This is a genomic window from Pseudomaricurvus sp. ABR4_320 (assembly GCF_056159445.1).
Genome location: NZ_JBSWVF010000004.1, coordinates 30,926 through 56,583 on the forward strand (window position 1 = coordinate 30,926; position 25,658 = coordinate 56,583).

Annotated in this window: 17 protein-coding genes; 11 read left to right on the forward strand and 6 right to left on the reverse strand. The window is 50.8% G+C overall.

Annotated elements, in window-relative coordinates; genetic code table 11:
• Nucleotides 1-3: 3 nt before the first annotated feature.
• From ACXAFR_RS09225 to ACXAFR_RS09235, 3 genes are read right to left on the reverse strand one after another with little or no spacing between them, the layout of a single operon-like run.
• The gene (locus ACXAFR_RS09225; RefSeq protein WP_475175927.1) at nt 4-3,150 is read right to left on the reverse strand and encodes an efflux RND transporter permease subunit; all 3,147 of its coding nucleotides are present in this window, start codon (nt 3,148-3,150) and stop codon (nt 4-6) included.
• Nucleotides 3,151-3,152: 2 nt separating this feature from the next.
• Nucleotides 3,153-4,397, reverse strand: coding sequence for an efflux RND transporter periplasmic adaptor subunit (locus tag ACXAFR_RS09230; RefSeq protein WP_475175928.1), 1,245 nt, complete (start codon nt 4,395-4,397; stop codon nt 3,153-3,155).
• A gap of 3 nt (nt 4,398-4,400) precedes the next feature.
• On the reverse strand, nt 4,401-5,825 hold the full coding sequence (locus ACXAFR_RS09235; RefSeq protein ID WP_475175931.1) for a TolC family protein: 1,425 nt from the start codon (nt 5,823-5,825) through the stop codon (nt 4,401-4,403).
• A 469-nt stretch (nt 5,826-6,294) separates the two neighbouring features.
• On the opposite strand from ACXAFR_RS09235, the gene ACXAFR_RS09240 reads away from it, so the two are divergent.
• The 7 genes from ACXAFR_RS09240 to ACXAFR_RS09270 all read left to right on the forward strand — a co-directional run bounded on the left by ACXAFR_RS09240 (nt 6,295) and on the right by ACXAFR_RS09270 (nt 14,405).
• Nucleotides 6,295-8,514, forward strand: a complete 2,220-nt coding sequence (locus tag ACXAFR_RS09240) for a YgiQ family radical SAM protein (RefSeq protein ID WP_475175933.1) — start codon at nt 6,295-6,297, stop codon at nt 8,512-8,514.
• Nucleotides 8,471-9,499: a tRNA pseudouridine(13) synthase TruD gene (gene truD / locus ACXAFR_RS09245; RefSeq protein ID WP_475175935.1), complete on the forward strand. Its 1,029-nt coding sequence runs from the start codon at nt 8,471-8,473 to the stop codon at nt 9,497-9,499. Before ACXAFR_RS09240 ends, truD begins: the two co-directional genes overlap by 44 nt.
• 159 nt (nt 9,500-9,658) lie before the next feature.
• Nucleotides 9,659-10,312, forward strand: a complete 654-nt coding sequence (locus ACXAFR_RS09250) for a protein-L-isoaspartate(D-aspartate) O-methyltransferase (RefSeq protein ID WP_475175938.1) — start codon at nt 9,659-9,661, stop codon at nt 10,310-10,312.
• Nucleotides 10,313-10,348: 36 nt separating this feature from the next.
• Nucleotides 10,349-11,293, forward strand: a complete 945-nt coding sequence (locus tag ACXAFR_RS09255) for a polyprenyl-phosphate transporter (protein WP_475175939.1) — start codon at nt 10,349-10,351, stop codon at nt 11,291-11,293.
• 246 nt (nt 11,294-11,539) lie between these two features.
• Nucleotides 11,540-12,310, forward strand: a complete 771-nt coding sequence (locus ACXAFR_RS09260) for a peptidoglycan DD-metalloendopeptidase family protein (RefSeq protein WP_475175940.1) — start codon at nt 11,540-11,542, stop codon at nt 12,308-12,310.
• A 121-nt stretch (nt 12,311-12,431) separates the two neighbouring features.
• Complete coding sequence (gene rpoS, locus ACXAFR_RS09265; protein ID WP_475175942.1) at nt 12,432-13,427, forward strand: RNA polymerase sigma factor RpoS; 996 nt, start codon at nt 12,432-12,434, stop codon at nt 13,425-13,427.
• Nucleotides 13,428-13,703: 276 nt separating this feature from the next.
• Entirely contained in the window at nt 13,704-14,405 is a 702-nt protein-coding gene (locus ACXAFR_RS09270; RefSeq protein ID WP_475175943.1) for a haloacid dehalogenase type II, read from the forward strand.
• A 90-nt stretch (nt 14,406-14,495) separates the two neighbouring features.
• Here the strand turns inward: ACXAFR_RS09270 and fdxA are convergent, their stop codons facing one another.
• Entirely contained in the window at nt 14,496-14,819 is a 324-nt protein-coding gene (gene fdxA, locus ACXAFR_RS09275; protein WP_475175946.1) for a ferredoxin FdxA, read from the reverse strand.
• A 229-nt stretch (nt 14,820-15,048) separates the two neighbouring features.
• Nucleotides 15,049-17,652: a DNA mismatch repair protein MutS gene (mutS, locus tag ACXAFR_RS09280; protein ID WP_475175947.1), complete on the reverse strand. Its 2,604-nt coding sequence runs from the start codon at nt 17,650-17,652 to the stop codon at nt 15,049-15,051.
• A 394-nt stretch (nt 17,653-18,046) separates the two neighbouring features.
• Between mutS and ACXAFR_RS09285 the strand changes: the two genes are divergently transcribed.
• The 4 genes from ACXAFR_RS09285 (at nt 18,047) to ACXAFR_RS09300 (ending at nt 23,132) form a co-directional block, all read left to right on the forward strand.
• Nucleotides 18,047-18,292, forward strand: a complete 246-nt coding sequence (locus ACXAFR_RS09285) for a DUF6316 family protein (protein ID WP_475175949.1) — start codon at nt 18,047-18,049, stop codon at nt 18,290-18,292.
• 304 nt (nt 18,293-18,596) lie between these two features.
• Nucleotides 18,597-19,403, forward strand: a complete 807-nt coding sequence (locus ACXAFR_RS09290; protein WP_475175951.1) for a DUF4198 domain-containing protein — start codon at nt 18,597-18,599, stop codon at nt 19,401-19,403.
• 21 nt (nt 19,404-19,424) lie between these two features.
• A complete protein-coding gene (locus ACXAFR_RS09295) occupies nt 19,425-20,390 on the forward strand; it encodes a hypothetical protein (RefSeq protein ID WP_475175952.1) in 966 nt (321 codons plus the stop codon).
• A 378-nt stretch (nt 20,391-20,768) separates the two neighbouring features.
• Nucleotides 20,769-23,132 (forward strand): TonB-dependent hemoglobin/transferrin/lactoferrin family receptor, encoded by a 2,364-nt coding sequence (locus ACXAFR_RS09300; RefSeq protein WP_475175954.1) that lies wholly within the window; start codon nt 20,769-20,771, stop codon nt 23,130-23,132.
• 322 nt (nt 23,133-23,454) lie between these two features.
• Here ACXAFR_RS09300 and ACXAFR_RS09305 read toward each other — a convergent pair whose 3' ends face one another.
• A complete protein-coding gene (locus ACXAFR_RS09305) occupies nt 23,455-25,581 on the reverse strand; it encodes a DUF5011 domain-containing protein (protein ID WP_475175957.1) in 2,127 nt (708 codons plus the stop codon).
• Nucleotides 25,582-25,658: the final 77 nt, after the last annotated feature.

Sequence of the window (25,658 nt, forward strand, 5' to 3'; positions counted from 1 at the left end):
GAATTAGGATTCGGTTATCGCTGTTGTCTGTGGTGGCTGTGACCCCATCGACTTGGGCGCTTCCCGGAACCAGTTTTTAATCTCCCAGGCAATCAGGTAATTTACCGGAACCAACAACAGGGTTACGAAGGTTGCAAACAAGATTCCAAACCCCAACGAGATAGCCATGGGGATGAGGAACTGCGCCTGTTGACTGGTTTCAAACAGCAGTGGCACCAGTCCAAAAAAGGTGGTGAGAGACGTTAGCATGACCGGGCGGAAGCGCAAGACACCCGCGTTTTGAATGGCTTCTAACAGCGGGCGACCACGCTCTTTGCGCTCTTTGTTGATGAAATCCACCAGCACCAGACTGTCGTTTACCACAACACCTACCAGCGCAAGCATTCCCAAAATACTGAACAGTGTCAGCGATGTGCCCATTAGCCAATGGCCCATGAACGCACCGATGGTGCCAAAGGGAATGACGGACATGACAATGAGTGGTTGCGAATAAGACTTAAACGGAATTGCCAACAGGCTGTAGATGGCAAATAAGACGAAGATAATGCCGTAGGTCAGGCTGTGGAAAGAATCAGCCTGTTCTTTGGCTTCGCCTTCAAAGTTGTAGGAGATGCCCGGATATTTCACCAGCGTCGAATCCAGAAATGCCTGTAAGCTGGTATTTACCACGGTCATATTAACCGTATTTTTGTCGATATCTGCGGTAACCGTAAGTGTTCTTTGCAGGTTATTACGGTAGATCGCACTGGGACTCTCTCCGGGGACCAATTCGACGACCTGAGCGACAGGAATCGTGCGATCATCATCGGTGGTGATACGGTAATCCTGCAGATTGGCAACAGCTTGCCGCTCGGTTTCAGGAAAACGCACCATAACCCGGACATCGTCGCGGCCGCGTTGAATGCGCTGAGCTTCATAGCCATAGAAGGCTTCGCGCACTTGCTCAATGACTTCCGATTCGCTCATACCCAAGGCATAGGCTTCCGGCCGCAGACGTAATTGCAGTTCCTGTTTGCCGTCACTCATGCTGTCGGCGATGTCAAAAACCCCAGTGTGCAATGCCAGTTGTTCTTTGAGAAGATCGCCCACCTCGCGCAGACTGTCGGGGTCATTACCGCTCAACTCGATTTCTACCGGGCTGCCTGGGTGGCCCATCTCCGCGCGGAATTCGATGGTTTCAGCGCCCGGTATATTGCCAATCAGACGCCGCCACTGGCGAACTAATTCATCGTTGCTTGGGCGTGCAATATCATCGTTGGCATTTAACTGAAACCGAACCTTCCCGTAGTAAGTGCCTTGTGCGCCGCGATCGCCACTGCCGCTGCTGGAATGAACATCGGCGATCAGTGATTCTCCTGTTGCCTTATCCCGGTACTCTTCTTTTAACTCAAGCGCGGCATCTGTGATGCGTTGCACGTATTGATCCGTGACCGAAAAAGGCGTGCCGACCGGCATGGTCAAGACGACCTGCACATTGTCAGACGGTACTCTCGGGAAGAAAATAAAGCGCATCCAACCGCTGCTTAGCAGAACAACCAGTAGAATAAAGATGCCAACAAAAACCGCCAGGGTGGCGTAGCGCTGGGAAATGGCCGTTCGCAAAATGGGTTGATAATAGCGAATGATCAGTTTTTCAAAGCCATCAGCAAATGCCTGCTGTGCGCGCGTTAGACGATTGGTTTTAGATTGCTTGCGAACTTTAATGTGTTTCAGGTGGGCGGGGAGAACAAGCTTGGACTCGACCAGTGAGCAGAGCAAAATTGGAATAATCACCACGGCCATGTTCATGAACAGCGATCCTCTCGGGCCTTCGATCATCAACATGGGGATAAACGCCGACACTGTGGTCAACACACCAAAGGTTACCGGTGCTGCAACCTCTTTGGTGCCGTTAATGGTTGCCTGCAGGCTGTTGTCAGAGTGTTGTAGGTGCCGATAGACATTCTCACCGGTGACAATAGCATCGTCCACCACAATGCCGAGTACCAGAATAAATCCAAACAAGCTAAGCAAGTTAAGGGTGACACCAAACAAGGGCATCACCATAAAGGCGCCCATAAAACTGACGGGTACACCGATAAACACCCAGAAGGCAACGGATGGTCGCAGGAACAAGGTGAGCAGTACCAGAACCAGAACACCGCCCTGGATCGCATTGCTGGTCAGCGTGTGTAAGCGTTCGCGCACTTCCTCTGAGTTGTCTCGCCAGGTGGTGATTTCCAGTCCTCTCGGCAGGCTTGCCTGGCGCTCTGCAACATAGTCTTTGACAGCGTCTGCAACCGCAATTGCGCTCTGGGTGCCTACACGATAGACCTCAACCATCGCGGCGGGGCGGCCGTTAAAACGTGTGATCAGCGGGTCTTCGGTAAAGGCATCGCTGACTTGAGCGATATCTCCCACGCGAATGATACTGCCGTCACTGTTGGTTTTTACCACAATGCGTTCGAACTCTGGGCGAGTATAAGCCTGACCTTTAAGGCGCAATTGCACTTCGCCGCCTTTGGTTTTGACATTGCCCGCGGACAAATCCAGTGAACTGTTGGAAATGGCTTCGGCGACGTCGGCGAGAGACAGCCCGTACTGACGCAGAATATCCTGAGAGACATTAATGGAGATTTCGTAATCTCTGACGTCATTGAGTTCCACTTGAGTCACGCCGGGAACTCTGAGAAGTTCGTCGCGAACCCGCTCACCCTGCTGGCGAATTTCTTTCTCACTGAACTCGCCGGAAACGGCGACGCTGATCACCTCCCGTGTACGAATCGCGAGACTGATGACGGGCTTTTCTGCATCGGTCGGAAAGGTATTGATGGCGTCGACACGGGTTTTGACATCGTTAAGCAATTCCCGTGGATCGTAGCCATTGTCGACTTCGATGGTGACGGAGCCGCTGCCTTCGCTGGAGCGACTGCTGATTTTTTTGATGCCTTCCAGATCCTGAACGGCTTCTTCAATTCGAATAGAAACAGTTTGTTCCACTTCTTCTGGTGTTGCGCCGCGCAAACTGACGGACACACTGATGGTGTCGTAACCAAAATCGGGAAACACCTCCAGCGGAATTTTATTGTTCAGCGAATACAGACCCAAAAACAGAAGTAGGGCCATGAGCAGGTTGGCGGCAACATGATTGCGAGTAAACCAGGCGATCATAATCAGAGATTCCGCTTTTCAGGTTGAAAGGGCGGACGACTGTCAGCGTTGGCCGTCTGAGCACTCGATGTTTGCACGGGGGTGCCACTGGCAACTTGGCCCAGCGGTGTGGTGACGATCTCGCTGCCTGCCTCCAACCCATTGGCGACGACGGTTTCTTCTGCGCTTTGATACAAGATGTCGATTTCCCGCCGCTGCAGAACGCCGTCGGTGACGACGTAGACGAAGCTGCCTTGATAAATGCTGCTGGTTGGTACCACCAGAGCGTTCGGAATCAGGCGTCCATCGATGTTGGCAGTAACATATTGGCCAATTTTCAACGGCGTTTGATCGTGGTTTTCGCGGTTGAATGGATCTTCGATTTGCGCCACAACATAGAGCTGGTGACTGTCGTCATCCAGTGCGGCTTCGGCGCGAACAATACTGCCGGGCCAGGTCTCCGCCTTGCCGAGGCGACTGGTCAGTGTCACTGAGGGAAAGTTGGCAATACGGACGTCCTCTCCGCGAAAGTACTCCGGCAGGTCGATCAGTTCCAGCTCACTGTTTTTCAGCGGCAAGCGGATTTCGACCACATCAGTGGCGAAAATTTCGCCAATCTCGCTATTGCTGCCAATGTATTGGCCGAGGTCTGCTGACGTCGACAGTACGCGACCGGAAAAGGGCGCGCGGATTTTGGTGCGGCTCAGATCCAGTCTCGCTTTTTCCAGGCTCGATGCTGCCGACATCACTTCGGCTTCGGCGGCGGCAAGTTGAGGTTTGCGTAGAACCAGCTCGGGTGCGGTTTCACCGTCACCTAATCGTTCCCAGTCTCGGGCCGCTTGATTCGATTGTGCCTTTTCTTCTACGAGAGCCAGTTTTGCCTGCAACAGATCCGCTTCGGCAGCAGAGACAGCGTACTGGTAATCTCGATCATCGATTTCAACCAGGATGTCATCTTTATCGAAGAAGCCGCCGTCTCTAAAGGCGGGATTGACGTTGACGATCTGACCGCTGACTTGTGAGACTAAAAGGCTCTGCGTTCGTGGGCGCACGTTGCCAAAACTACTGAGGGTAATCTGATAGTCGACCGGCTGTATTATCTGACTGTCCACTTTTAGCACGGCCATTTGTTCTGGTGGTCGCATTTGGGGGTGCGGTTTAAAGGTGCCAAATAAGTAGGCGCAACCAATAAAGGCTCCGAGAACGGCGAGGGCTCCAAAAACTTTGCGGCGATTTAAACGGATATCCGTAGAGTCTGACTGTTCCATAAGTTAAAAATCGCCCCCAAGAGCGAGATAAAGATTAATACGGTTTTGCAGCAACTCGTTGCGCAGGCTTAATACACTGTTTTGTGCGGTGAAGGCACTTCGCTGGGCTTCCAGCACGTAAGCATAGGTTTGTAATCCTTGGCGATACTCGTCAAAGGCCAGCTCTTCGGCGGCTTCGGCATCGGCCTTGGAGTTGAGCAGGTGTTTTAACTGCTCTCTTAGGTAGGTTTCATTGGTCAGCCCGTTCTCGACTTCGCTGAATGCGGTGTACAAGGCATCGAGATATTGTTGTTCGGCTTGGCGTAGTTCGGCTTCCTGTTGTTTCTCCTGAGCCTGCAGCTGACCACCTCGAAATATCGGTTGCGTGAGGTTGCCGAGCAGATTCCAGGCGAAGTCACTGCCATCAAATAGATCCGAAAAATCGTCACTGTCGCGCCCATAGCTCGCCGATATACTAAACGAGGGAAAGCGCGCTTTATGGGCGGCGGCCAGATCGCGATCCGCTGCGGCCAGTGTTAGAAAGCTGGTTTGCAAATCATAGCGGGAGCGCACCAGATCACTGCTGAGTGATTGTTCGCTACCAAGGACTGGCAGCTCGGGTAAGAGCTGTGTCGATGGTGACAAGCCTTCCAGTTTGCCCGTGGGGTAGCGTCCCATCAGCAATTGCAGTTCGCGAGCAGCTTCGACTTCCAATTGGCGTTGTGCGTTGAGATTGCTGCGCTCGCTGGCCAGGTCGCTGCGGGCGAGATAGACGTCCAAAGCACTATCAATACCGCGTCGATACCCATCCTGAATGATGTCGAGATTGGTTTCGAGGTTGCCAACGCGCTGTTCAAACAATTGCAGTAATTGGTTTTCAGTCACCCACTGATACCAGGCTTTCGCCACTTGACCCGCCAGAGAAATGCGGGAAGCCATGTAACTGGCTTTTTCGGCCTGCCATAGGTAGTCGTCTGCTTTTAAGCTATCGCGCTGCTGGCCCCAAAGATCAATTTCCCACGAGAGCCCGGCACTGATATCAAATTGCTCGTTGCTCGTGTTGGAATCGCTAAGGCTGTTGTCCGAGTTGCCACCTCCACTGCGTTGTGCCCCCAGGTCCAAATCGAATTGAGGCAACAGACCGCCGCGGGTGGCCCGCCGCTGTTGCCAGGCAGCTTCGACCCGATAGCGGGCTTCTTCAAGGGAAAAGTTTTGGTCTATCGCCAAATGGACTCGCTTGACCAATTCCGGATCGGTAAACGTCTCGAGCCAACTGGAGGGGGCATTGAGGGCATCATTGCTCTCATCGGCGTCGTATGCGTAGGGGGCGAGCGTGAGAAGTTCACTATCGACTTTGTTCGAAACCGGTGTGGAGCTACAGGCGCATAAGAGACTGGCGCAGGTTGTCGCCAAGGTGGCGGATCGAAAAAAAGTGAGTTTGGATATCACGGGGCTACATCGCAAAAGGTGAATGTCGTTGTACACATCAGGGTTATTAACCTACCTGATGACCACGTTGCAGCAGCCAGAGGTAACGTTTCCATCGGCCCTTTGGGTACGTGTCTGAAACGACGCGTTTGGGCGACGCTTTTTTTACATAGCTTAACGGCTATGTGCCCGCTTGTCGGGAGCTTTAAGAAGTCTTTTACACTGATTTACTTTTGTCCAATGATTGTTACAGGAATGTATCCCGCTTGCGTCATTTGGCGTCTAATTCTCTTCAATTGCGTCTGCCTCTATTATGAATCAAGCAAATTTGGGACAATTATTGTTTTGGCGAGAGATTATCGGGTTCGGGCCGAAAACCCTGTTTTCTACACTGTAATCGATAGAAGCCTGCGCCCAGAATCGATAGCAACCTACGCCCTTGTTGCCAATACACATTTCCTGACAGACCCCAGGGTCTGGAGCCATAGTTATGAGTCATGCGGTTGTCACCCCACATAAGGCATCTCCCTTGTTCGGTTATCCGAAATACTGGGCGGAATGTTTTGGGACAGCGCCTTTTTTGCCGATGTCACGGCGCGAGATGGATGAGTTGGGATGGGATTCCTGTGACGTCATTATTGTCTGCGGTGATGCCTATGTGGATCACCCCAGTTTTGGCATGGCCGTCATGGGGCGATTTCTGGAGTCCCAGGGATTTCGGGTAGGCATTATTGCTCAGCCGGACTGGCGCAGTGCCGACGCCTTCAAAGCGTTGGGCAAGCCGAATTTGTTCTTCGGAATTTCTGCCGGCAACATGGATTCGATGATCAATCGTTACACCGCGGATTTGAAATTCCGTAATGACGATGCCTATACCGCCGGTGGTGAGTCTGGCAAACGCCCTGACCGAGCCGTTACTGTGTACAGCCATCGCTGTCGTGAGGCTTTCCCGGATGTACCGCTGGTGCTCGGGGGCATCGAGGCCAGCCTGCGCCGTATTGCCCATTATGATTACTGGAGCGATCAGGTGCGCCGCTCTGTCTTGGTCGACAGTGGTGCGGATATTCTGCTCTACGGAAATGCGGAGCGGGCCATTGCCGATGTTGCCCACCGGCTGGCGCGAGGGGTGCCAGTGGCCGATATGATGGACATTCGCGGCACGGCATTCCTGCGCAAAACGGTTACTCCTGGTTGGACAGAAATTGATTCTACCCGCGTCGACTGGCCCAAGCATATCGACACCTTACCAAACCCTTATGAATACACGGCGCCCAACGAATCTGGTGAGTGCAGTCAGGCATCTGCAGAGGCGGGAGATGAGGAGCAGGCGGTGCGAATTATCCCTATGCCGCTGCAGGGAAAAAGCGAGTGGGAAAGAGACAAAACCTATGTGCGCCTGCCATCGTTTGAAAAGGTCAGTCGCGATCCGGTGTTGTATTCCCACGCTTCTCGCGTGCTCCATCAGGAATCCAATCCCCACAACGCCAGAGTATTGGTGCAGCGTCACGGCAATCGTGAGATCTGGGTGAACCCGCCGCCGATTCCCTTAGAAACGCCAGAACTGGATGGTGTCTTTGAGCTGGCTTACCAGCGCCGTCCTCATCCGGCCTATGGAGAGGCGAAAATTCCCGCCTTCGAGATGATCAAAACCTCCGTCAATATTATGCGTGGCTGCTTTGGTGGCTGCACATTTTGCTCGATTACCGAGCATGAGGGGCGGGTGATTCAAAGTCGTTCGGAATCTTCCATTCTCAAAGAGATCGAAACCATTCGTGATCAGGTACCAGGCTTTACTGGTTCCATTTCCGATTTGGGTGGCCCTACGGCCAATATGTATCAGCTCAACTGCAAGAGCGCTGAGATCCATGCCAGTTGTCGTCGATTGTCCTGTGTTTATCCCACCATCTGTAAAAACCTGGTGACGGATCACAGCCCGACGACTCAGCTCTATCGCAAAGCCCGGCAGATTGAAGGCGTTAAGAAAATCTCTATTGCGTCGGGGCTGCGCTATGACCTTGCCGTCCTCGACCATGAGTATGTGCGCGAGCTGGTCAGCCACCATGTGGGGGGCTATCTCAAAATTGCGCCAGAGCACAGTGAAGACAATACCCTGGAAAAAATGATGAAGCCGGGGATGGGCACTTACTATGAGTTTAAAACGCTGTTTGATCGCTTCTCGAAAGAGGCTGGCAAGGAGCAGTATCTCATTCCCTATTTCATCGCGGCTCACCCAGGCTGTGAAGATGAAGATATGCTGCAGCTGTCGCTGTGGTTAAAGCAGAACCGGTTTCGGGTGGATCAGGTGCAGACCTTTTATCCGTCTCCCATGGCTTTGGCGACGGCTATGTACCATTCCCGCCGTAATCCGCTGCAGAAATTGAGCTATAAAAGCGAGCCGCTGTTTGTTCCGCAAACCTTGGATCAGCGTCGATTACACAAGGCGTTTTTACGTTATCACGATGAGAAAAACTGGCCGCTACTGCGTGAGGCCTTACAAAAGTTGGGGCGGGCCGATCTTATCGGTGCGGGTAAAGGCCAATTGGTGCCCGCAGAGGGCAGCAAAACAAAAGGCCGCTCGACTCGGGGAATGCAGGCCGCTCTGGGGAGTCAGGCCAGATCGATGCGTGAACCGTCTTTACCGCGCAAGGGCGCGGCAGGGCGTAAAGGTGAGAGCAAGCGCAATGGTCGAGCTCGACGGGGACGTCGTTGATATGGAGTTTGATGTCAACTGGTCGTTTGCGCTGGGGCAACCTGTCGCCAGTGCCGCCTTCAAGCGCTCGCCCGACGATTTTCGCGTGGACGAATTGCTTGGCTTTGAGCCGGAAGGGGAGGGGGAACATCTCTACGTACAGATCGAAAAGACGAATCAGAATACCGCTTGGGTCGCCGTTGAACTGGCGCGAGTCGCAGAGGTAGACGCGAGAACCGTCGGCTACGCCGGATTAAAAGACCGCCGCGCGGTGACCACCCAGTGGATGAGTCTGCAATTGCCTGGCAAGAAGGATCCGGATTGGTCGGCAATGGAGCTGGATGGTGTGCGAGTGCTTGCGAGCGGCAGGCATCCCACCAAATTAAGGCGCGGAGACCATCAGGGCAATCGTTTTGTGATTCGGCTCTATCCCTCCCGTCCTATTGATATTGCCGCGATGCAAACCCGATTACAGCAGGTGGCCCAGCAGGGCGTGCCGAATTATTTTGGCTTGCAGAGGTTTGGCCGAGAGGGGAATAATCTGACCGAGTGGCAATCGATGGTTGATCGGGGAGTTCGTCGGGTAAAGGGCCGTGATGGTTTTAAATTGTCGGCAGCTCGCTCTTACTTATTTAATCAGGTGCTTTCCGCACGGGTGGCTCTGGATACCTGGCAGACGCCCATCGACGGTGATGTATTGGAGAATGGTTTGCCTACCGGACCTCTTTGGGGCCGGGGCCGCACCCGTGTGGCCGGAGAGTCTGCCCAGGTTGAGAGCTCCAGTCTGCAAGCGTGGGCGGCTTGGCAGAATGCATTGGAGCATGTTGGTCTTAAGCAGGAGCGGCGCTCGTTGGCCTGCTTGCCAGAAGATTTTACCTGGTCAGTATTGGCGGATGAAATCGAGTTGCGTTTCAAGCTGCCGCCTGGGTGCTATGCTACATCTGTATTGCGTGAAATCGTACAGTTAGAGGAAACTCCTGCAAGGAGTGAGGAAAAACGTGGATAAGTTGCTCGAAAACTGAGCAGGCAAGTGCAGTTTGTTTGGCTTTACCAGGACGGTAATTAGCTCTGCGAATGTCATTGCAATATACACATTGGGATTAGTTTTGTCCGGGAAGGTGACAAATAACGCGCAATGAATGATTTCCAGTTAGGTGGCGTCGGTATGACGTCTGAACGAACGCGACAGCGTTTGGTGCAAAAGCTTGTTGAACGAGGTATTTCCAGTGATGAAGTCCTGGAAGTGATCGCCAAAACACCCCGACATATTTTTCTGGATGAGGCATTTGCCCACAGAGCCTATGAAGATACGGCCATGCCGATCGGCTATGGGCAGACGATTTCGCAGCCGTTTATCGTTGCCCGCATGACAGAAATTCTACTGCAGACAGCGGCTCATTACGGGAATCCGCTGAGCAAAGTACTCGAAGTGGGAACCGGATCCGGTTATCAAACGGCGGTGTTGGCGCAGTTGGTTGGTCGTGTTTTCAGCGTTGAGAGGATTCGACCGTTGCAGAATAAGGCGCGGGATAGGCTGCGCCAGTTGAATCTCACCAATGTCGATATGCGCCATGCGGATGGCGGATTTGGCTGGCCGGAACGAGGGCCGTTTGATGGTATTCTCAGTGCCGCTGCGCCGCGAATACTGCCGGTTGAATTGCAGGAACAGTTGGCCCCAAACGGTATTTTGGTCATACCCGTCGGTGGTGAGAAACAGGTTCTACAATTGGTTATCCGCCGTGGCGATAGCGACCAATTTGATATTCATAAGCTCGATGCGGTCAGATTTGTACCTCTGGTATCCGGTACCACCCGCTGATTTCCTTCCGATCTCTTCACGTTATTAAGGTCTTTGATGCGACAGTCTCTTTCTTATCACGCCTCCGTTGTGTTGCGGGGCATGGCCATGGGTGCCGCGGATGTGATTCCCGGTGTGTCAGGTGGAACCATTGCGTTCATTACCGGTATCTATACCGATTTGATCGATTCGCTGCGGCGCTGTGATCATCAAGCGTTGCTTATGCTCTTCCGTGAAGGTGTGCCCGCGGCATGGCGACACATCAATGGCAATTTTCTGGTGGCCGTCTTTGGTGGCATTCTCATCAGTGTTTTCAGCCTCGCCAATGTGGTGACCTATCTGTTGGATACCTATCCGGTGTTGGTGTGGTCCTTCTTCTTTGGATTGATACTGGCGTCGTCTATACATCTCCTTAAACAGATCGGATCCTGGAACTGGCAACGAGCGGTATTGCTACTGGCGGGACTCGCCGCGGCGCTGGCGGTGTCGAGCCTGGTGCCGACTCAGTTGCCAGAGTCGGGATTCATTGTCTTCGCGGCCGGGGCCATTGCGATCTGTGCGATGATTCTGCCGGGAATCTCCGGCGGCTTTCTGTTGCTGATGATGGGGATGTATTCCCGTGTTGTGGAAGCCATCTCGGCATTGAACTTCGGTGTATTGATTCCTTTCGCTCTCGGCTGTGGTGTCGGATTACTGGCGTTTTCCCACTTGCTGGGTTGGTTGTTGCACCGCTATCAGGCGGCCACCATGGCGTTTTTGACTGGGGTGCTGATTGGGTCTCTGAAGATTATTTGGCCCTGGAAAGAGGTGGTTGAAACAATGGTGGATCGTCATGGCGAGGTGGTGCCCCTGGTTCAGTCCAATGTTTCCCCGTTTCTTTATTCCGAAATTACAGGAAATCCGTCTTATCTATACCCTTCTATAACTTTATGTGTGGTTGGTGTGTTGATCGTGCTCGGAATGGAATATGGCGCAAAGCGGTTAGGGGTGGATAAAAACTGAGGCGCCACTGCCTATATAAGAAGGTTATTAGTGATAAGATTTTGACGCGAAAATAGCGTCTATCTCGGAATTGACAAGAAAATGGGAGAAAAATTAGGTGGTTAAGTAAAAAAAATTTATACGAATTTCTCATAATTTTTTATTACTAAGCACCAAAGTTTATAATCAATGCTCATTTTTTGACCTATAAACCCGTTGTTCATATAGCTAATGGTGTTAAAAGCAGAGTGGGATACAGGTGGTAAGGTGTTCAAGATTTTGATCGCTTGCCTGCTGGGAGTGGTTTTAGGCGCCTGCTCTGCGCCGAATCGTGCGCCAGTCCAGGAACGTAACGCCATTCCAAAGGGATGGATTGGTTACCATGTGGTTGGCCGTGGCGAAACTTTGTACAGCATTGCCTGGCGCTACGATATCAACCCGGAAGATCTTGCTAAGCGTAACGGGATTCGTCTCAACGACACGATTTACGCGGGGCAGCGCCTGTCTCTGTACCGTAATGTGGCACCTGCTACCACGACACGGACGGCGAGTAACGCGAATACTTCTCAGAACACTAGTTCACCCAAAACGAGTGCGCAAGCCTCGCGTTCAAAAACTGCGACAAGTCGCTCACCCTCAACGACAAAAAAAGTTGTCTCTCGCGACGGGATTCACTGGCGATGGCCTGCGGATGGCAAATTGTTGACGAAATATTCCGGCGCAGGGAGCGCCAGCAAGGGGATTGATATTGAAGGGCGTTTAGGAGACTCTGTCCTCGCTGCCGCTGCTGGAGTCGTGGTTTACGCGGGGAATGGAATCCGCGGTTACGGCAATCTTTTGATCATCAAGCATAATGACACTTTTCTGAGTGCCTATGCCCACAACAGTAAACTGCTCGTTAAAGAACAGGTTGCTGTTAAAGTTGGACAAAAGATTGCCGAAATAGGAAATAGCGGGACCGACCGCGAGAAGCTCCATTTTGAAATCAGGCGGGAAGGTAAACCGGTGGATCCAATGACCTATTTACCGAAGCGCTGATTTGGAAAGGATACTCGACACCCACATGGCGAGGCAGGGAAGACACACAAAGAGATGGGCTCACGAGACTCTGTGATACAGAACTCGCCGCTAAGTGAACTTAGATCGACGGGACTTACTTATGGCCGTACAGGAACACTCACTGCAAAACGAAGAATATCAGGGCTTGGCTCAGGACGCTGATTTTGACCAAGGTGATTTCGAAGAAGAATCCAGTTCGCAGCAACAGGTATTCGATACTGAATCTGTGACCGGAGGAGACTCCGAAAAGTTCCAAAAAAATCTGGATGCAACTCAACTTTATCTGAATGAGATCGGTTTTTCTCCGCTGCTCAGCGCTGAAGAAGAAGTGTTCTTCTCTCGTAAAGCGTTACGCGGATGCGAGGCATCTCGAAATCGGATGATCGAAAGTAACTTGCGTCTGGTTGTTAAGATCGCCCGTCGCTATGTCAACCGTGGGCTGGCCTTGCTCGACTTGATCGAAGAGGGCAACTTGGGTTTGATTCGAGCTGTCGAGAAGTTCGATCCTGAGCGCGGCTTCCGTTTCTCAACCTATGCAACCTGGTGGATTCGTCAAACCATTGAGCGAGCCATCATGAATCAGACTCGGACCATTCGTCTGCCGATTCATGTGGTGAAAGAGCTAAATGTCTATCTACGTGCAGCGCGAGAACTGGCTCAAAAGCTAGATCATGAGCCTACGCCAGAAGATATTGCCAATCTGCTGGAGAAGCCAGTCGAAGATGTTCAGCGTATGCTGAGTCTCAACGAGCGGGTGACCTCCATGGATGTGCCTATCGGTCAGTCTTCAGAGAAGACGCTGGTCGATACCATTCCTGATCAGCAAGAATCTGACCCTGCTGCTGTACTGCAAGACATCGATATGAAATCGAGTATTGATGGCTGGTTGAACGAGCTAAGCGAAAAACAGCGGGAAGTGGTTGCCAGACGTTTTGGTCTGCGTGGCTTCGAAATGAGCACGCTGGAAGAGGTGGGGCGAGAAATCGGTTTGACCCGCGAGCGTGTTCGACAAATTCAGGTGGAAGCACTTAAGCGTCTGCGTGACATTATGGAAAAACAAGGGCTCAGTGCTGAAGCATTGTTTACCAATCTGTAACCCCCAGATTCTCTCCGTCAAGAAAAGCCGCTGTTTCAGCGGCTTTTTTTATGGGTGTTAATTCGGAAATGCAAGAAACCTTGGTTCAGCGTCAGTTCAATTTGCGGCGTTAGTGTAGTCGGTGGGGCGGCAAAAACCCTTATTTTGCGCCTCGTCCTTTCGGGTTGGTCTTCTCGCTGACCTGACTCCTTGCCGTTTAAATCATAGGTCCCTGTCGTGTTATCCAAAGTGAATTTTCGCGTTTTTTGTATTGTGCTTCTTTCTTGTGTGTGGGTTGTGCCTACACAAGCCGCAGAGGAGGCGTCGCCCGAGATCAAAGTTATTTTTTTCGATGTTAATGAGACGCTGCTCGATCTTAATGACATGCGATCGTCCGTGTCTGAAGCTCTAGGTGGTCGCGATGACTTAATGAGCTTGTGGTTTTCCACAATGTTGCATCACTCTCTAGTCGATTCAGTGACCGGCGAATTTCACACCTTCGGTGAGATTGGTGTGGCTGCGTTGATGATGGTCGCGGAAACAAACGGGGTATCCATGACGGAATCGGCTGCACGTCAGGCGATTGTGACCCCTTTGCGAAGCTTGCCTCCACATCCGGATGTAAAGGCGGGGTTAGAAGCTCTGCGAGCACGAGGGTATCGTTTGATTAGCCTGACAAATTCATCGAACAAGGGCGTTAAGACGCAATTCGAGAATGCTGGTTTATTATCGTTATTTGAAAGCCGCTATAGCGTCGAGGACATTTCCCTGTACAAGCCGGATTTGCGCACTTACCGTTGGGCCGCAGAAAAGGCGGGTGTTAAACCTGAAGAGGCGATGCTGGTGGCAGCCCATGGTTGGGATATTGCGGGTGCCAAGGCGGCGGGAATGGAGGCAACTTTTATCAAGCGGCCCGGCAAGGCGTTATATCCTCTTGCGGAGAAGCCCGATTACATCGTCGACGCTCTCACCGAGCTAGCTGACAAGCTGGCGCACTAAAAGCACACCCCATCGCCATGACCACTTCCTACTGAGGGAAGTGGCTTTTTGTCTTCGTCGAAGGGGTAGGATATAGGGGGAGGAGAGGGCTTAGCGCTCTAGATACTGCAGTTTGTTTTCAACGCCGTCCCATTCTTCATGGTCTGCCGGAGGGTCTTTCTTCTCGGTAATATTGGGCCACACTTCTGCCAGTTCGGAGTTCAGCTCGACATAGACTTCCTGGCCTGCAGGCAGCTCGTCCTCGGCAAAAATCGCTTCAACCGGACATTCGGGTTCGCAGAGGGCGCAGTCAATGCATTCATCTGGGTGGATAACCAGAAAATTGGGGCCCTCATAAAAGCAGTCTACCGGGCAGACTTCGACACAATCAGTATGTTTGCATTTAATGCAGTTATCGCCAACTACGAAGGCCATGGTGTATCTCCAGAAATCTATTCAATTCTTTGTATCTTTGTGAGATCGACTGCGGCCTTTAGTACCCAGATTTCCGGTCGGTGGCCATGAGTCTTGTCTCTCGCTATCACGGTTTGGGGCGGCATTGTAGCAGCTCCGCCTACAAGGCGGCATATTTTATCAGAACGCTTGGCGGCGGTCAGTTTTTGCCTTGCGCTTACTGACTCTCGCCACCATTTTCTAAGTAACCCTAGTTCAATAGACTTTTTAAATCGTAAAGAATATTTAGGGCCTGGCGCGGCGTCATCGAATCCAGCTCCAATTTCCCCAGCTCTTCAATGGCTGGGTGGGGTTGCATGGCAAAAAGATCGCTCTGTTGTGGCGTCACCATGGGTTTGGTTGTTGCTGGCTCACTCGGATTGGATTCTGTGGGCTGACTTTCCAGCAGCTCCAGTTGCTCTTTGGCCAAGGTAAGTACCGGAGTTGGAATACCGGCGAGCTTGGCAACCTGCAGGCCGTAACTTTTACTGGCGGGACCTTCCTGAATGTTGTGCAGGAAGACGATATTTTCCTGATGCTCGGTCGCATCGAGGTGGACATTCGCCACATTGGTGAATTGTTCTGGCAGTCGAGTCAATTCAAAGTAGTGAGTTGCAAACAGCGTGAAGGATGCCACTTGGCTGGCGAGGTGCACTGCAGCCGCCCAGGCGAGGGCAAGGCCATCAAAGGTGCTGGTGCCGCGACCGACTTCGTCCACCAAAACCAGGCTTCGGTCTGTCGCGTTATGAAGAATATTGGCGGTTTCCGCCATTTCTACCATAAAGGTCGAACGGCCGCCGGCGAGATCGTCGGCTGAGCCGATACGGGTAAAAATTCGATCTACGAGTCCGATATGTGCGGCTTCCGCAGGAACATAGCTGCCAATGTGCGCGAGCAATGTGATCAGTGCTGTCTGACGCATGTAGGTTGATTTACCGCCCATGTTGGGTCCAGTAACGATCAACATTTTACGGTTGTCGTCCAATACCAAGTCATTGGGAACAAACGCGTGTTCCGCGACCTTTTCGACGACCGGGTGGCGTCCTGCACGGTAGTCGAGTCCTGGTGAATCCTTGAGTGTTGGGCAGGTCCAGTTGAGAGATTCCGCCCGCTCGGCGAGATTAACCAGAACGTCCAGCTCGGCGATGCCGGCGGCGCTGGTCTGCAAGATAATCAGCGATTCGTTCAAGGTATCGATCAGGGCATCGTAGAGCGCTTTTTCTCTGGCCAGTGCGCGGCTTTTGGCGGATAGCGCCTTGTCTTCGAATTCTTTCAGTTCGGGGGTGATGTATCGCTCGGCGTTTTTCAGAGTCTGGCGACGTATATAGTCTGCCGGAGCCTGATCGGATTGGGCGCGTGAAATTTCAATGTAGTAACCGTGAACACGATTGTAGCCAACTTTCAACGTATTGATACCGGTGCGTTCGCGCTCTCGGGTTTCGAGGTCGGTCAGGTAATTTCCTGCATTACTGCTGAGGTTGCGCAACTCATCGAGCTCAGCGTCATAACCTTCTGCAATGACGCCGCCGTCGCGGATTACCATTGGCGGGTTATCGATCAGTGCTTTCTCGAGTAGGACAGAAACCTCCGGAAAGACAGAAATGCGTTCGGCGAGCTCTTGTAAATAAGGGCTTTGAACCCGGGCGAGCTCACCTTGAAGTTCAGGTAAAGTGAGCAGCGCTGAGCCGAGCCGGGAAAGATCGCGCGGACGAGCTGAACGCAGAGCAACGCGCGCGAGGATGCGTTCAAGGTCGCCGATACGCTTTAATATTTGTTGTATGGATTCAAAAAAATAATTTTCCAGTAGCACGCCAATGGTGGTTTGGCGCTGCTGCAAATCTGTTAGCGAGCGCAAGGGTCTGTGTAACCAGCGGCGCAACATGCGACCGCCCATCGCCGTGACGCATTGGTTGAGTACGTCGTTGAGCGTATTGTCATCACCGCCAGCGAGATTGATATCCAATTCCAAATTGCGTCTGGTTGCCGCATCCATCTGTACCGCTTCGTCTCTATTTTCGGTACGGATGCCGGTGATATGGGGTAGGTCAGTGCGCTGAGTTTCTCGAGCGTAGGTAAGAAGGCAGCCCGCTGCCGCAAGTGCGGTGCGAAGGTTGTCGCATCCAAAACCACTGAGATCTTGGGTGCCGAATTGTTGATTTAACAGGCGCTCGGCGGCGTCGAGTTCGAAGTCCCAGGGTGGGCGAGTGCGCAATCCTTTTCGGTTGGCAATGGCCTCAGGTAGGTGCAGGTGATCGGGCGCCAGTAATTCGGCAGGGTTAAGTCGCTCGAGCTCCCCTTGGATCGCTTCAAGCCCCTTTACTTCCAGAATTTGAAATCGACCTGAGCCCATATCGATGGTTGCCAGCCCATAGACATCATCGTCACCGGGAAGAACGGCGGCCAATAGATTGTCCCGCGATTCATCCAGCAGAGATTCGTCACTGACGGTTCCCGGTGTAACGACGCGGACGACTTTACGCTCTACAGGGCCCTTACTGGTGGCTGGGTCGCCAATTTGTTCGCAAATGGCGACCGATACGCCTTTGCGGACCAGGCGAGCCAAGTAGGATTCTGCCGCATGAAAGGGGACGCCCGCCATAGGAATCGGCTCACCTGCGGATTTTCCTCTGGCTGTCAGTGTGACATCGAGGAGAGCCGCTGCGCGCTTAGCGTCATCAAAAAATAGCTCGTAAAAATCACCCATTCGGTAAAAAACCAACTCATTGGGGTGTTCCGCCTTTATGCGTAAATACTGCTGCATCATAGGCGTGTGGCTGGGCTCGGCGGTCTTCATCGGTTTGGCTTGAGTACTCATTCAATCCTGTGAGGTTATCATTTGTGCGGCGTTAAGATGCGGGTTGCAAGACAGATAGGGGTTTTTGGGCTGCGTTGTTAGCAAATTGTCTCGGTACCGCCGTGGCAAGGCGGCAGATTTTAAACCAGTTGGTTTTTGTGTGTTAAGGGTTGAGCTGAAATTAGCTCACGTGAGGGCCTGTCAACAGGTCTGAAATCGAAAGCTTCTGTAAGAGATCGGTGCTTTTATGGGGTTTTTTGATGATTTTATACGATTTTCCTTTTATGAGTACTTCGTTAGAAAATCCGTCATGGGTGTAAAGTTGGTCTGAGTAGAGGAAATTAATGTCAATATTTTGATACATGGTGTCAAAATAATGTAGAATTGCGCGCCAACGTTCCATAGGAGGTATGTCATGTCACAGGTTCGTCAAGGTGAAGTTGCCAAGCGCTGGTTTCGCAGTGCGCGAGTTTTCAAGATGGGCACCGCTTGGTGGGTAGCGACGCGCGATGCGGGGGATATTGGTCCCTTCGGGTCTGAGCGAGAAGCCACCCAGGGGGCGCAAGTTTTCGGGACTATGATGTCCAATCCGGCTTTTAAAGCAGATACCGCGCGCAACACAGCGCTCTATGGTCATCGCCCAATGGATTTCGCTGTTTAATATCGCGAAAGTCCTCCCTGTCGTGTAGGTAACTACTGCAAGGGTAGTTGCCTGGCGGCACAATCGCTTTCGATTCACTTTCTGTGAGTCATTGATCTGTAATTTCTTCTCTTCTCCTTTTCTGAGCATATTTCTTGGGCGTTGCGTGTTGTTTGCAAACATAGCTCGGTCTGATGATGACTGCGGTTTCAAACAAAAGGCATCCTTCTATATCATTTGTTGAAAATGATAACAATTATCATTAATATTGATTCTTTACGTATTTTACCTCAGCCCTTTGGATGTTTTTTGGGAGCCCCTCCGCGTGAATCAATTGTCCGTAAGGATTTATCAACTGACCACTGCGTCTTTGCTGTTTTTTGTTTTGGCCTGCAACAGTCATGCGCACACGCCGTTCATTGCGCCAGCCAGCTTCGAACCGGTGCGCGATGGAATGGTCACCCTGGATGCGTCTTTCGGAGAAACGTTTTTCATCCCGGAAGTGGCCTTTGATAACGATGATTTTGCGATCATAGGACCAGATCGAAAATCCACCCAGCCTGATGTCATCGTGCCGATGAAAACTCGGACGGTTATTGAGCACAAGTTGCCAGCAGAAGGGACCTATCGAATAACGACCGGTGCTCGCTACGGTGCAGAATTTTACATTTATGATCTCAATGGTGAAGAAAAGCGGGCGCGGGACCCAAAAGAACCTTTGCCGCAAGGCGCCATCGTCAAATCTCACTTTCAAGCGATTACACGCGCTGATACTTACATCACTTACGATCAATTGAATGATGCAGCGGTGAGCGTCGAGAAGCGCGGTTTACAGATTCAGCCGTTGACTCATCCCAATGAACTTTTTGCTATGGAGGATTTTCACCTCCAGGTGCTTTTTGATGGAGAGCCCCTCGCCAAAACTTCAATGACGATTTATCGAGTAGGCGCTGAGAAAACAGAGGAGCCACTTGAGGCCATGTCTGATGACAACGGCGTCGTGACCCTAGCGTTAGGGGCGGGGAAATACCTGTTTCGCGTCAGGCATCGAGCTGCGGCTCCGGAGTCGGCCAAGGTGCCAACATACAGTCATACGACAACCCTCAGTGTCTTGGTGTATGACAACCTTTAATGAGCAACAAGAGATAGGTAAATGAAGATGAAAGTTACACCGGCCAAGTTGCTGGCAACCAGTGTCCTGGCGATCAGTTTGGTGGCCTGTTCCCAGGTGCCTGAGAAGAACACTATGAATGGCGCGATGGCGCAAAAAGACCGCCAACAGGCTATGTCTGATGACCGGGGCCACAAACCGCAGCCAATGACTGAAACTCGTCTCCAGGAGATTGTCAGTGAGTATGGCAGTAACGCTGATTCAACACTTGACTGGCAGGAATATAACGCCTGGCGTCAGAATAAATTTGATTCGACTGATACTGATAAGAGTACAACGGTTGATGCGGAAGAGTACGTCCGGGAATATGAGGGGCGTCTAAACGATCGTCTTTCCAAAGGTCGTGAGGCTCATATTGAACAAACTCATCGTCGCTTTAATGCGCTTGACGATAATGAGGATGAGGCAATTGACTGGCAAGAATATGCGTCATCAGGTGATCATATATTCGAGCGCTTGGATGTCAATAAAGACGGCGTCGTTGACTCTGGTGATCCCGAACCTGAGCGGCAGCGGTCGCGGCAAGAAGAGGCGGGCGGTAACAGTTCTGAGCCTCGACAGGAAGAATGGATCTCCTACGTAAAAATGCCGACGACACATTCTCGAAAAGGGTTCTTGGAAATCTACGACGCCAACAGGGATGGTTCGGTAAGTCATCAGGAATTTGTCAACGAGCGTAGAACCGCCTTCCATCTTACCGATCAGGATCATGATGGCGCGTTGTCTTCAAGTGAATATCTCAACGAATTCGAACAACGTTTAGATACTCAAATTTTGAGCAGTCGGCATGCCGCTATTAAGCAGACCTACGTTCGATTTGGTGTGCTTGATGACAATGACGATCACGCCATGACCTTTGAAGAGTTTCAAATTTCCGGCAAGCGCATTTTTAGCCGTTGGGATAAAAACGGAGATGGATTGGTATCTCGCGCCGATGTTGGCGTCTAGAGAGGTTTTAAATAACGGCCTTTGTAGTGATAGCGGTGTCAGGAGAAATTAAAAAATGGCTATTTTCCCCTCGTAAACTCGAGGGTCGAAACCGCCGATTTGCAGTTGTTTTTGCCAGGCAGATACCGCTTCGCCAAGGTTACTCAGAGCCGTCTTAGCAGCAGGAAGGTCATCTTGACACTTCCCAAGTAAATAAAACAACGGATAGGGAATCCGAAGGTTCTGATCTCTGCAACCTATAAAATTTGAGTTGCCAGTGTGACAGAAATCCAAACCGCCATAGTGACGCATCGATTTAAGGAGTCCGTTTTATAACGGTATTTTAATGCAATGACTGATTTTGTGGATTGACGTGACTGTCACATTTAGGAAACTCTTATGATGCCAATAAAAGCGAAACTGAACATATTGTCGGCTGCCATACTGGCAGCTGCCGGTAATGGAGTTTATGCGCAAACTGTCGATGAACTCTCGACTACGGTAATACAAGCTGCGAGCGAAAGCAGTGTATCTCCGACCATAACTGATTTAAATGCGGAAGAGATAAGTCGTACCTCTATCTCTAACATTGAGGACACCACGCGATACGTGCCCGGGGTTCAAGTTAATGATTCTGGTAATCGCTTTGGCGATAATGGTTTTAATATTCGAGGCTTGGAGGGCGATGCTGTTGCGGTAACTGTCGATGGCATTTCTCTCGGTGAAACACTGGCTCCTGCGAGCTTTTCAGCCTACGGCATGTACGATTCTAATCGCGGCCAAGTTGAGCTGGAGCATGTTAAATCGATTCGAATAACCAAAGGCCCTAGTTCTGTTGCCAATGGCAGTAATGCTCTGGCGGGGTCGGTTGCCTATACGACTCATGATGCCGGTGATTTTCTGAACGTAACAGGAAACGATTCATCGTTTGGCGTAAAAACAGGATATGACTCTCGCTCAGAAGAAACCATGGCAAACGTTACTCTGGCGAATCGAACTGGTGGTCTCGAGTCTCTTTTGCAATATACACGTCGGGATGGTCATGAATCCGCATCATTTGAAGATAGTGCTGGTGGCACTGGCGCTGAACGCGAAGTTGCTGATGAGTTTTCCCGCGAAGTCGATTCCATCTTGGCCAAAGTGTCTTATGAATTTGCAGAAGGTCAGAGTGTAGGGATTCTCTATGATCGTACTGATCGAACAACAACAGGAAATCCATTAAGCAGAAACTCTTCAACGTATTTTGTTTTCGACACCGATGATGATAACAACAAGGAGAGATACGGCGTTTTTTATCGCTGGAATAACGCGAACAATCTATTGTTCGACTCTCTGTCGGCCAGTGTTGATATGCAAGAAGTGTATACGTCTGGGGTAACGAGTTTCGGGTATTCTTCTGGGGATGAGTCTTATTTGCGTCGTGAAGATCGCAATACCACCCAGGATTCCACATCCTTCAATTTAGATCTTGAGAAGTGGATTGCAGGCGATATCTCACAAACCATACGCTATGGCGTTAAGTGGGAAAGTAAATCTATCGACAATGTTCTCTACGATCGCCGATACCAAGGTCTAAGTGATTCCTCCGGGTATCGTAAAAACTTTCCGGAGCGCGATGCCTCTTGGGTGCCAGAGACAGACACGGATGTTTTTAATGTCTACGTCAGTGATGACATTCAGTTAACGGACGCGCTGCTTTTGCGAATAGGTGGGCGCTATGATTCTACGCAATACAGCCCGAATACCGGTGCCAGCTTTGAGGATGTATCCGGCAACAGTGTCGTGGATTCTGAGTTTAATGCCTTTGCTGGTGAAGTGGTTGTTGAATACCAGTTTTTACCGGGACAGACCCTACTGGCCAGTTACAGCCAAGGCTACAAAGCACCCTCCGCACAGCAACTTTATTTGGGTACAGATGGCAGCGAGTCTATTCAAGATTCAGTAACTGGGGTAAATTATGTTGATCTGGACACTATTGCTAATCCAGATTTAGAGGCTGAGGAATCGTCTAGCATCGAACTTGGCTATAAGTTAGCGACCGACCGCGCCAGCGTAACGATTACCGGTTATTGGACCACCTATGAAAATCGTATTCAGCAGGTTGCCCTGACATCGGCTTATGATCCTGAAATTACCACGATTGAGTGCCAACGAGATTTTACTACTGGCTTGTGTAGTGATTATGTCACGTCAATAATTTCGGAAGACGAATACAGTCAGGCTCAAAATGTCGGCGAAGTGGATGTCCATGGTATAGAAATTGATGCCACTTACGCGATTACAAACAATCTATTTACACAATTTACCTATGCAACCATCGATGGGGAATATCAAAACGCTCTCGAAGGCTCCCACGAAAAAGGTGATGAGCTGGAAACGGCTGCTCCGGATTCGGCAACCTTAACGTTTGGCTATCAGGCGAATAATGATCGCTGGGGGTTGGCACTTCACAGCTTGTGGTTTGATCAGGTAGATGAATCCGATGATCTCAGTTACACCTCTCTGAACAACGGTGAGGGCCCGGCATTCTACCCAGAGTCATACACGGTTTTCGACTTGACAGCATTTTATAACATCACTGATAACTTAAGTCTTACTGCGGGAGCGTATAACATAACCGACAAAGAATATTATCGTTGGGAAGTTATAAACAGTGTTCGCAACGGATTCGGCGGTTTCTTTGGCGGTGTCGCGGGGGATGGTTACAAACGTTACTCTGAGCCTGGTCGTAGCTTTAGCCTCAATGTGGCTTATGTATTCTAAGTAAGGGTGGAATAAGAGATTCTGTACAATCTCAGAGTGAGGCTGGCATTAGTAATGCGGCTAGGTGCGCAGGGATCGCCTCCTATTTAGAGGCGAAAGCTGGGGACGATAAATGCCGTCTCCAGCTTGTCTGTATTGAGGCAATAGTTTTTACAATTGCCCTTTAGGGAAGCTCTGATTAATTACCTGCGTTGCCATCGCTGCGTTAAAAATGATCTCAAAATGCTCATTTACACCGCGTAAACCCGAAGGGTCGGTCCCACCGCTTTTCGGCCATTTTTGCCTTGCGCTGGCTGCCTCGCCAACAATAATCAGAGGTCCCCTAGTTAAAGCCCGCTCGAAAGTACTCATTGATCGCATCGGCAGTGAGTCGGGAATCCCAATTTCCTTTCCGTTGCTCTTTAAGTGCTGCGACAAGCTCCGGAATTTCCGTGGTTTCATCCAGACCAGAAAGTCCGATAACATCTGCCATGAATGAGCTAATGGTACGGTCGTAAAGCTGATAATAAGACGGTGTCTCAATCAGACTGGTGTCGTCTCCTGTAATGGCAGTGTATTGTTCAAAAGTAACCTTTCGCGAATCGGTGATGTCTGCGTTGGTGTAATCATAGTCATCAGACACTCTAAACCAGTAGTCGTCAGTAGCGCCGAAGTAAAAACTGTTCTCGGCAGAAGTTACGTTCTCCGGATTAATGAAATAGCTGAGTAAGTGGCCGTTGTGATCCGTTGGAAGTACGATTTCGTTGTTTTTAAAAACCAGGTAGTTGTGGTTAGTGCCGTCGGTGGTCGCTGAGCTTGAATGGTTTAGAGCGACGACGCCTTTTGACGTTTTAATGTCGTAAATTCGATTATCGCTGAACTCCACATTGGTGGTGTCGCCGACACTTTCAATCGCGTAGGTGTTTAGATAGGTATCGGCATCGCCCCAGGAAAACATGTAGTTACCTTGGACTAAGCCTCCTTTCCAGTCGCTAATACCAATACCCCAGCCCAAGCCTCGGTTGGTTGGAAATGATCTGCCCATCGCCGTTAAAACGTTATTGGTGACGATGTAATTTTCCCAGCGAGGACCGTCATCATTGTCATCGTTCCCGCCGATACTCATACCGATCTCGCCTTCTGCATAGAAGTTGTTGTCCAGCAACACATTCCAGGATTTGATTGTGTTGGTATCTTCCGGGTTAGAGGTGAACTTGTTGCCGATACTGGACGCGCGTAAAAAAATGTTGTTTCTGAAAATGGTGTTTGTGGCGGCTGAAAAGTAGGTGTTGTGATTAAACTTTGTGGCTTTGCCATAGGCTTGTGTCCCACTGTCTCCCTGCTCGTACCAGCCATTGTGGTCGAAGACGTTTTCTTCCAGCAGCATGGAAGTAGACGAGGAGTAAAGCCCTTGTGCATGGGAGCTTGTCGAATAATTGTTATTGAAAATATTGCGACGTAGGATGATGTTGGGAATGTTTTGAATATTATCGTCGTCGTCAAAACTGTAAGATTGAATCACATTGCTCGAAAACCATTCAAACCAGCAGTCTTCAATCAACAGATTGCCGGCATTCGAATACATGGTGGCGCCAATACCACGGTAGCCTTCATTTTCTCCGTTTTGATCGAAGGGAATAAAGTTCGCGGAGTTTGGATTTCGCTCATCGGCGTTAAAGTGGATACTGACAATGGCAAGGTTGCCTGTGGCGTTTAAGTGAAGCCCTTGATTCAACACCACCGGGCGGTCCTCTGTAATACTGCCGTAGGCGCCTAAAACAGCACGATTGTTATCAGCGCCTAATTGGTCGATCACAATCGTATCGTCTGGCGCCCATTCGTCACCACGTTTCAATAGAACATAGTCGGCATAGCCGTCACGCATTTGGTCTGTGGCGGCTTTAATCGTTGCGTAGGGGGCAATGTTTCCTGCAGGGTTGAACGGGTCTGAACCGATGAGGCTGTTCGATGGTGAATAGGCAACGCCGGTTGCGTCACTTCCCTCAGTGCTGGATACATACAGAATAATTGAATCACTGGATGGTCTCAGTTTTGACCAGCCTTCAGCATCTTGGGCCGGAAGATCAAAGTCGTCTTCCCAGGTAACGCTGTAATCGTTGTCTGAGCTGTCCGCGACAATCACATAGCGTATCGTCGAGACAGTATTGCCATCCGAGTCGGTTACCGAATACGTAATCGTGTAATTGCCAGCGAAATTCGTATTTACATCGGAATCGATTTCTATCGACGCGGTTAGATCACCATCTTCGTTGTCTTCCGCGGACGCGCCCGGATCGGTAAACAGCGAACCGACGGATACTTGCATGTTTTTGGAGCCGATGATCGAAATGGTTGGGTCTGACGTGTTGCTCACGATTGTGCCGGATGAATCTGAGCCGCCGGAACCTCCGCCGCAAGCGGTTAAAAACAGACAAAGTCCGGAAGCGCTGAGTGACCTGATATACTGCATGACGAGAATTTTTCCCCCAGAAATCGAAAGATAGCCCATAGAACCGAGCGAATTTTTTCGATTATGGCGGATGAATC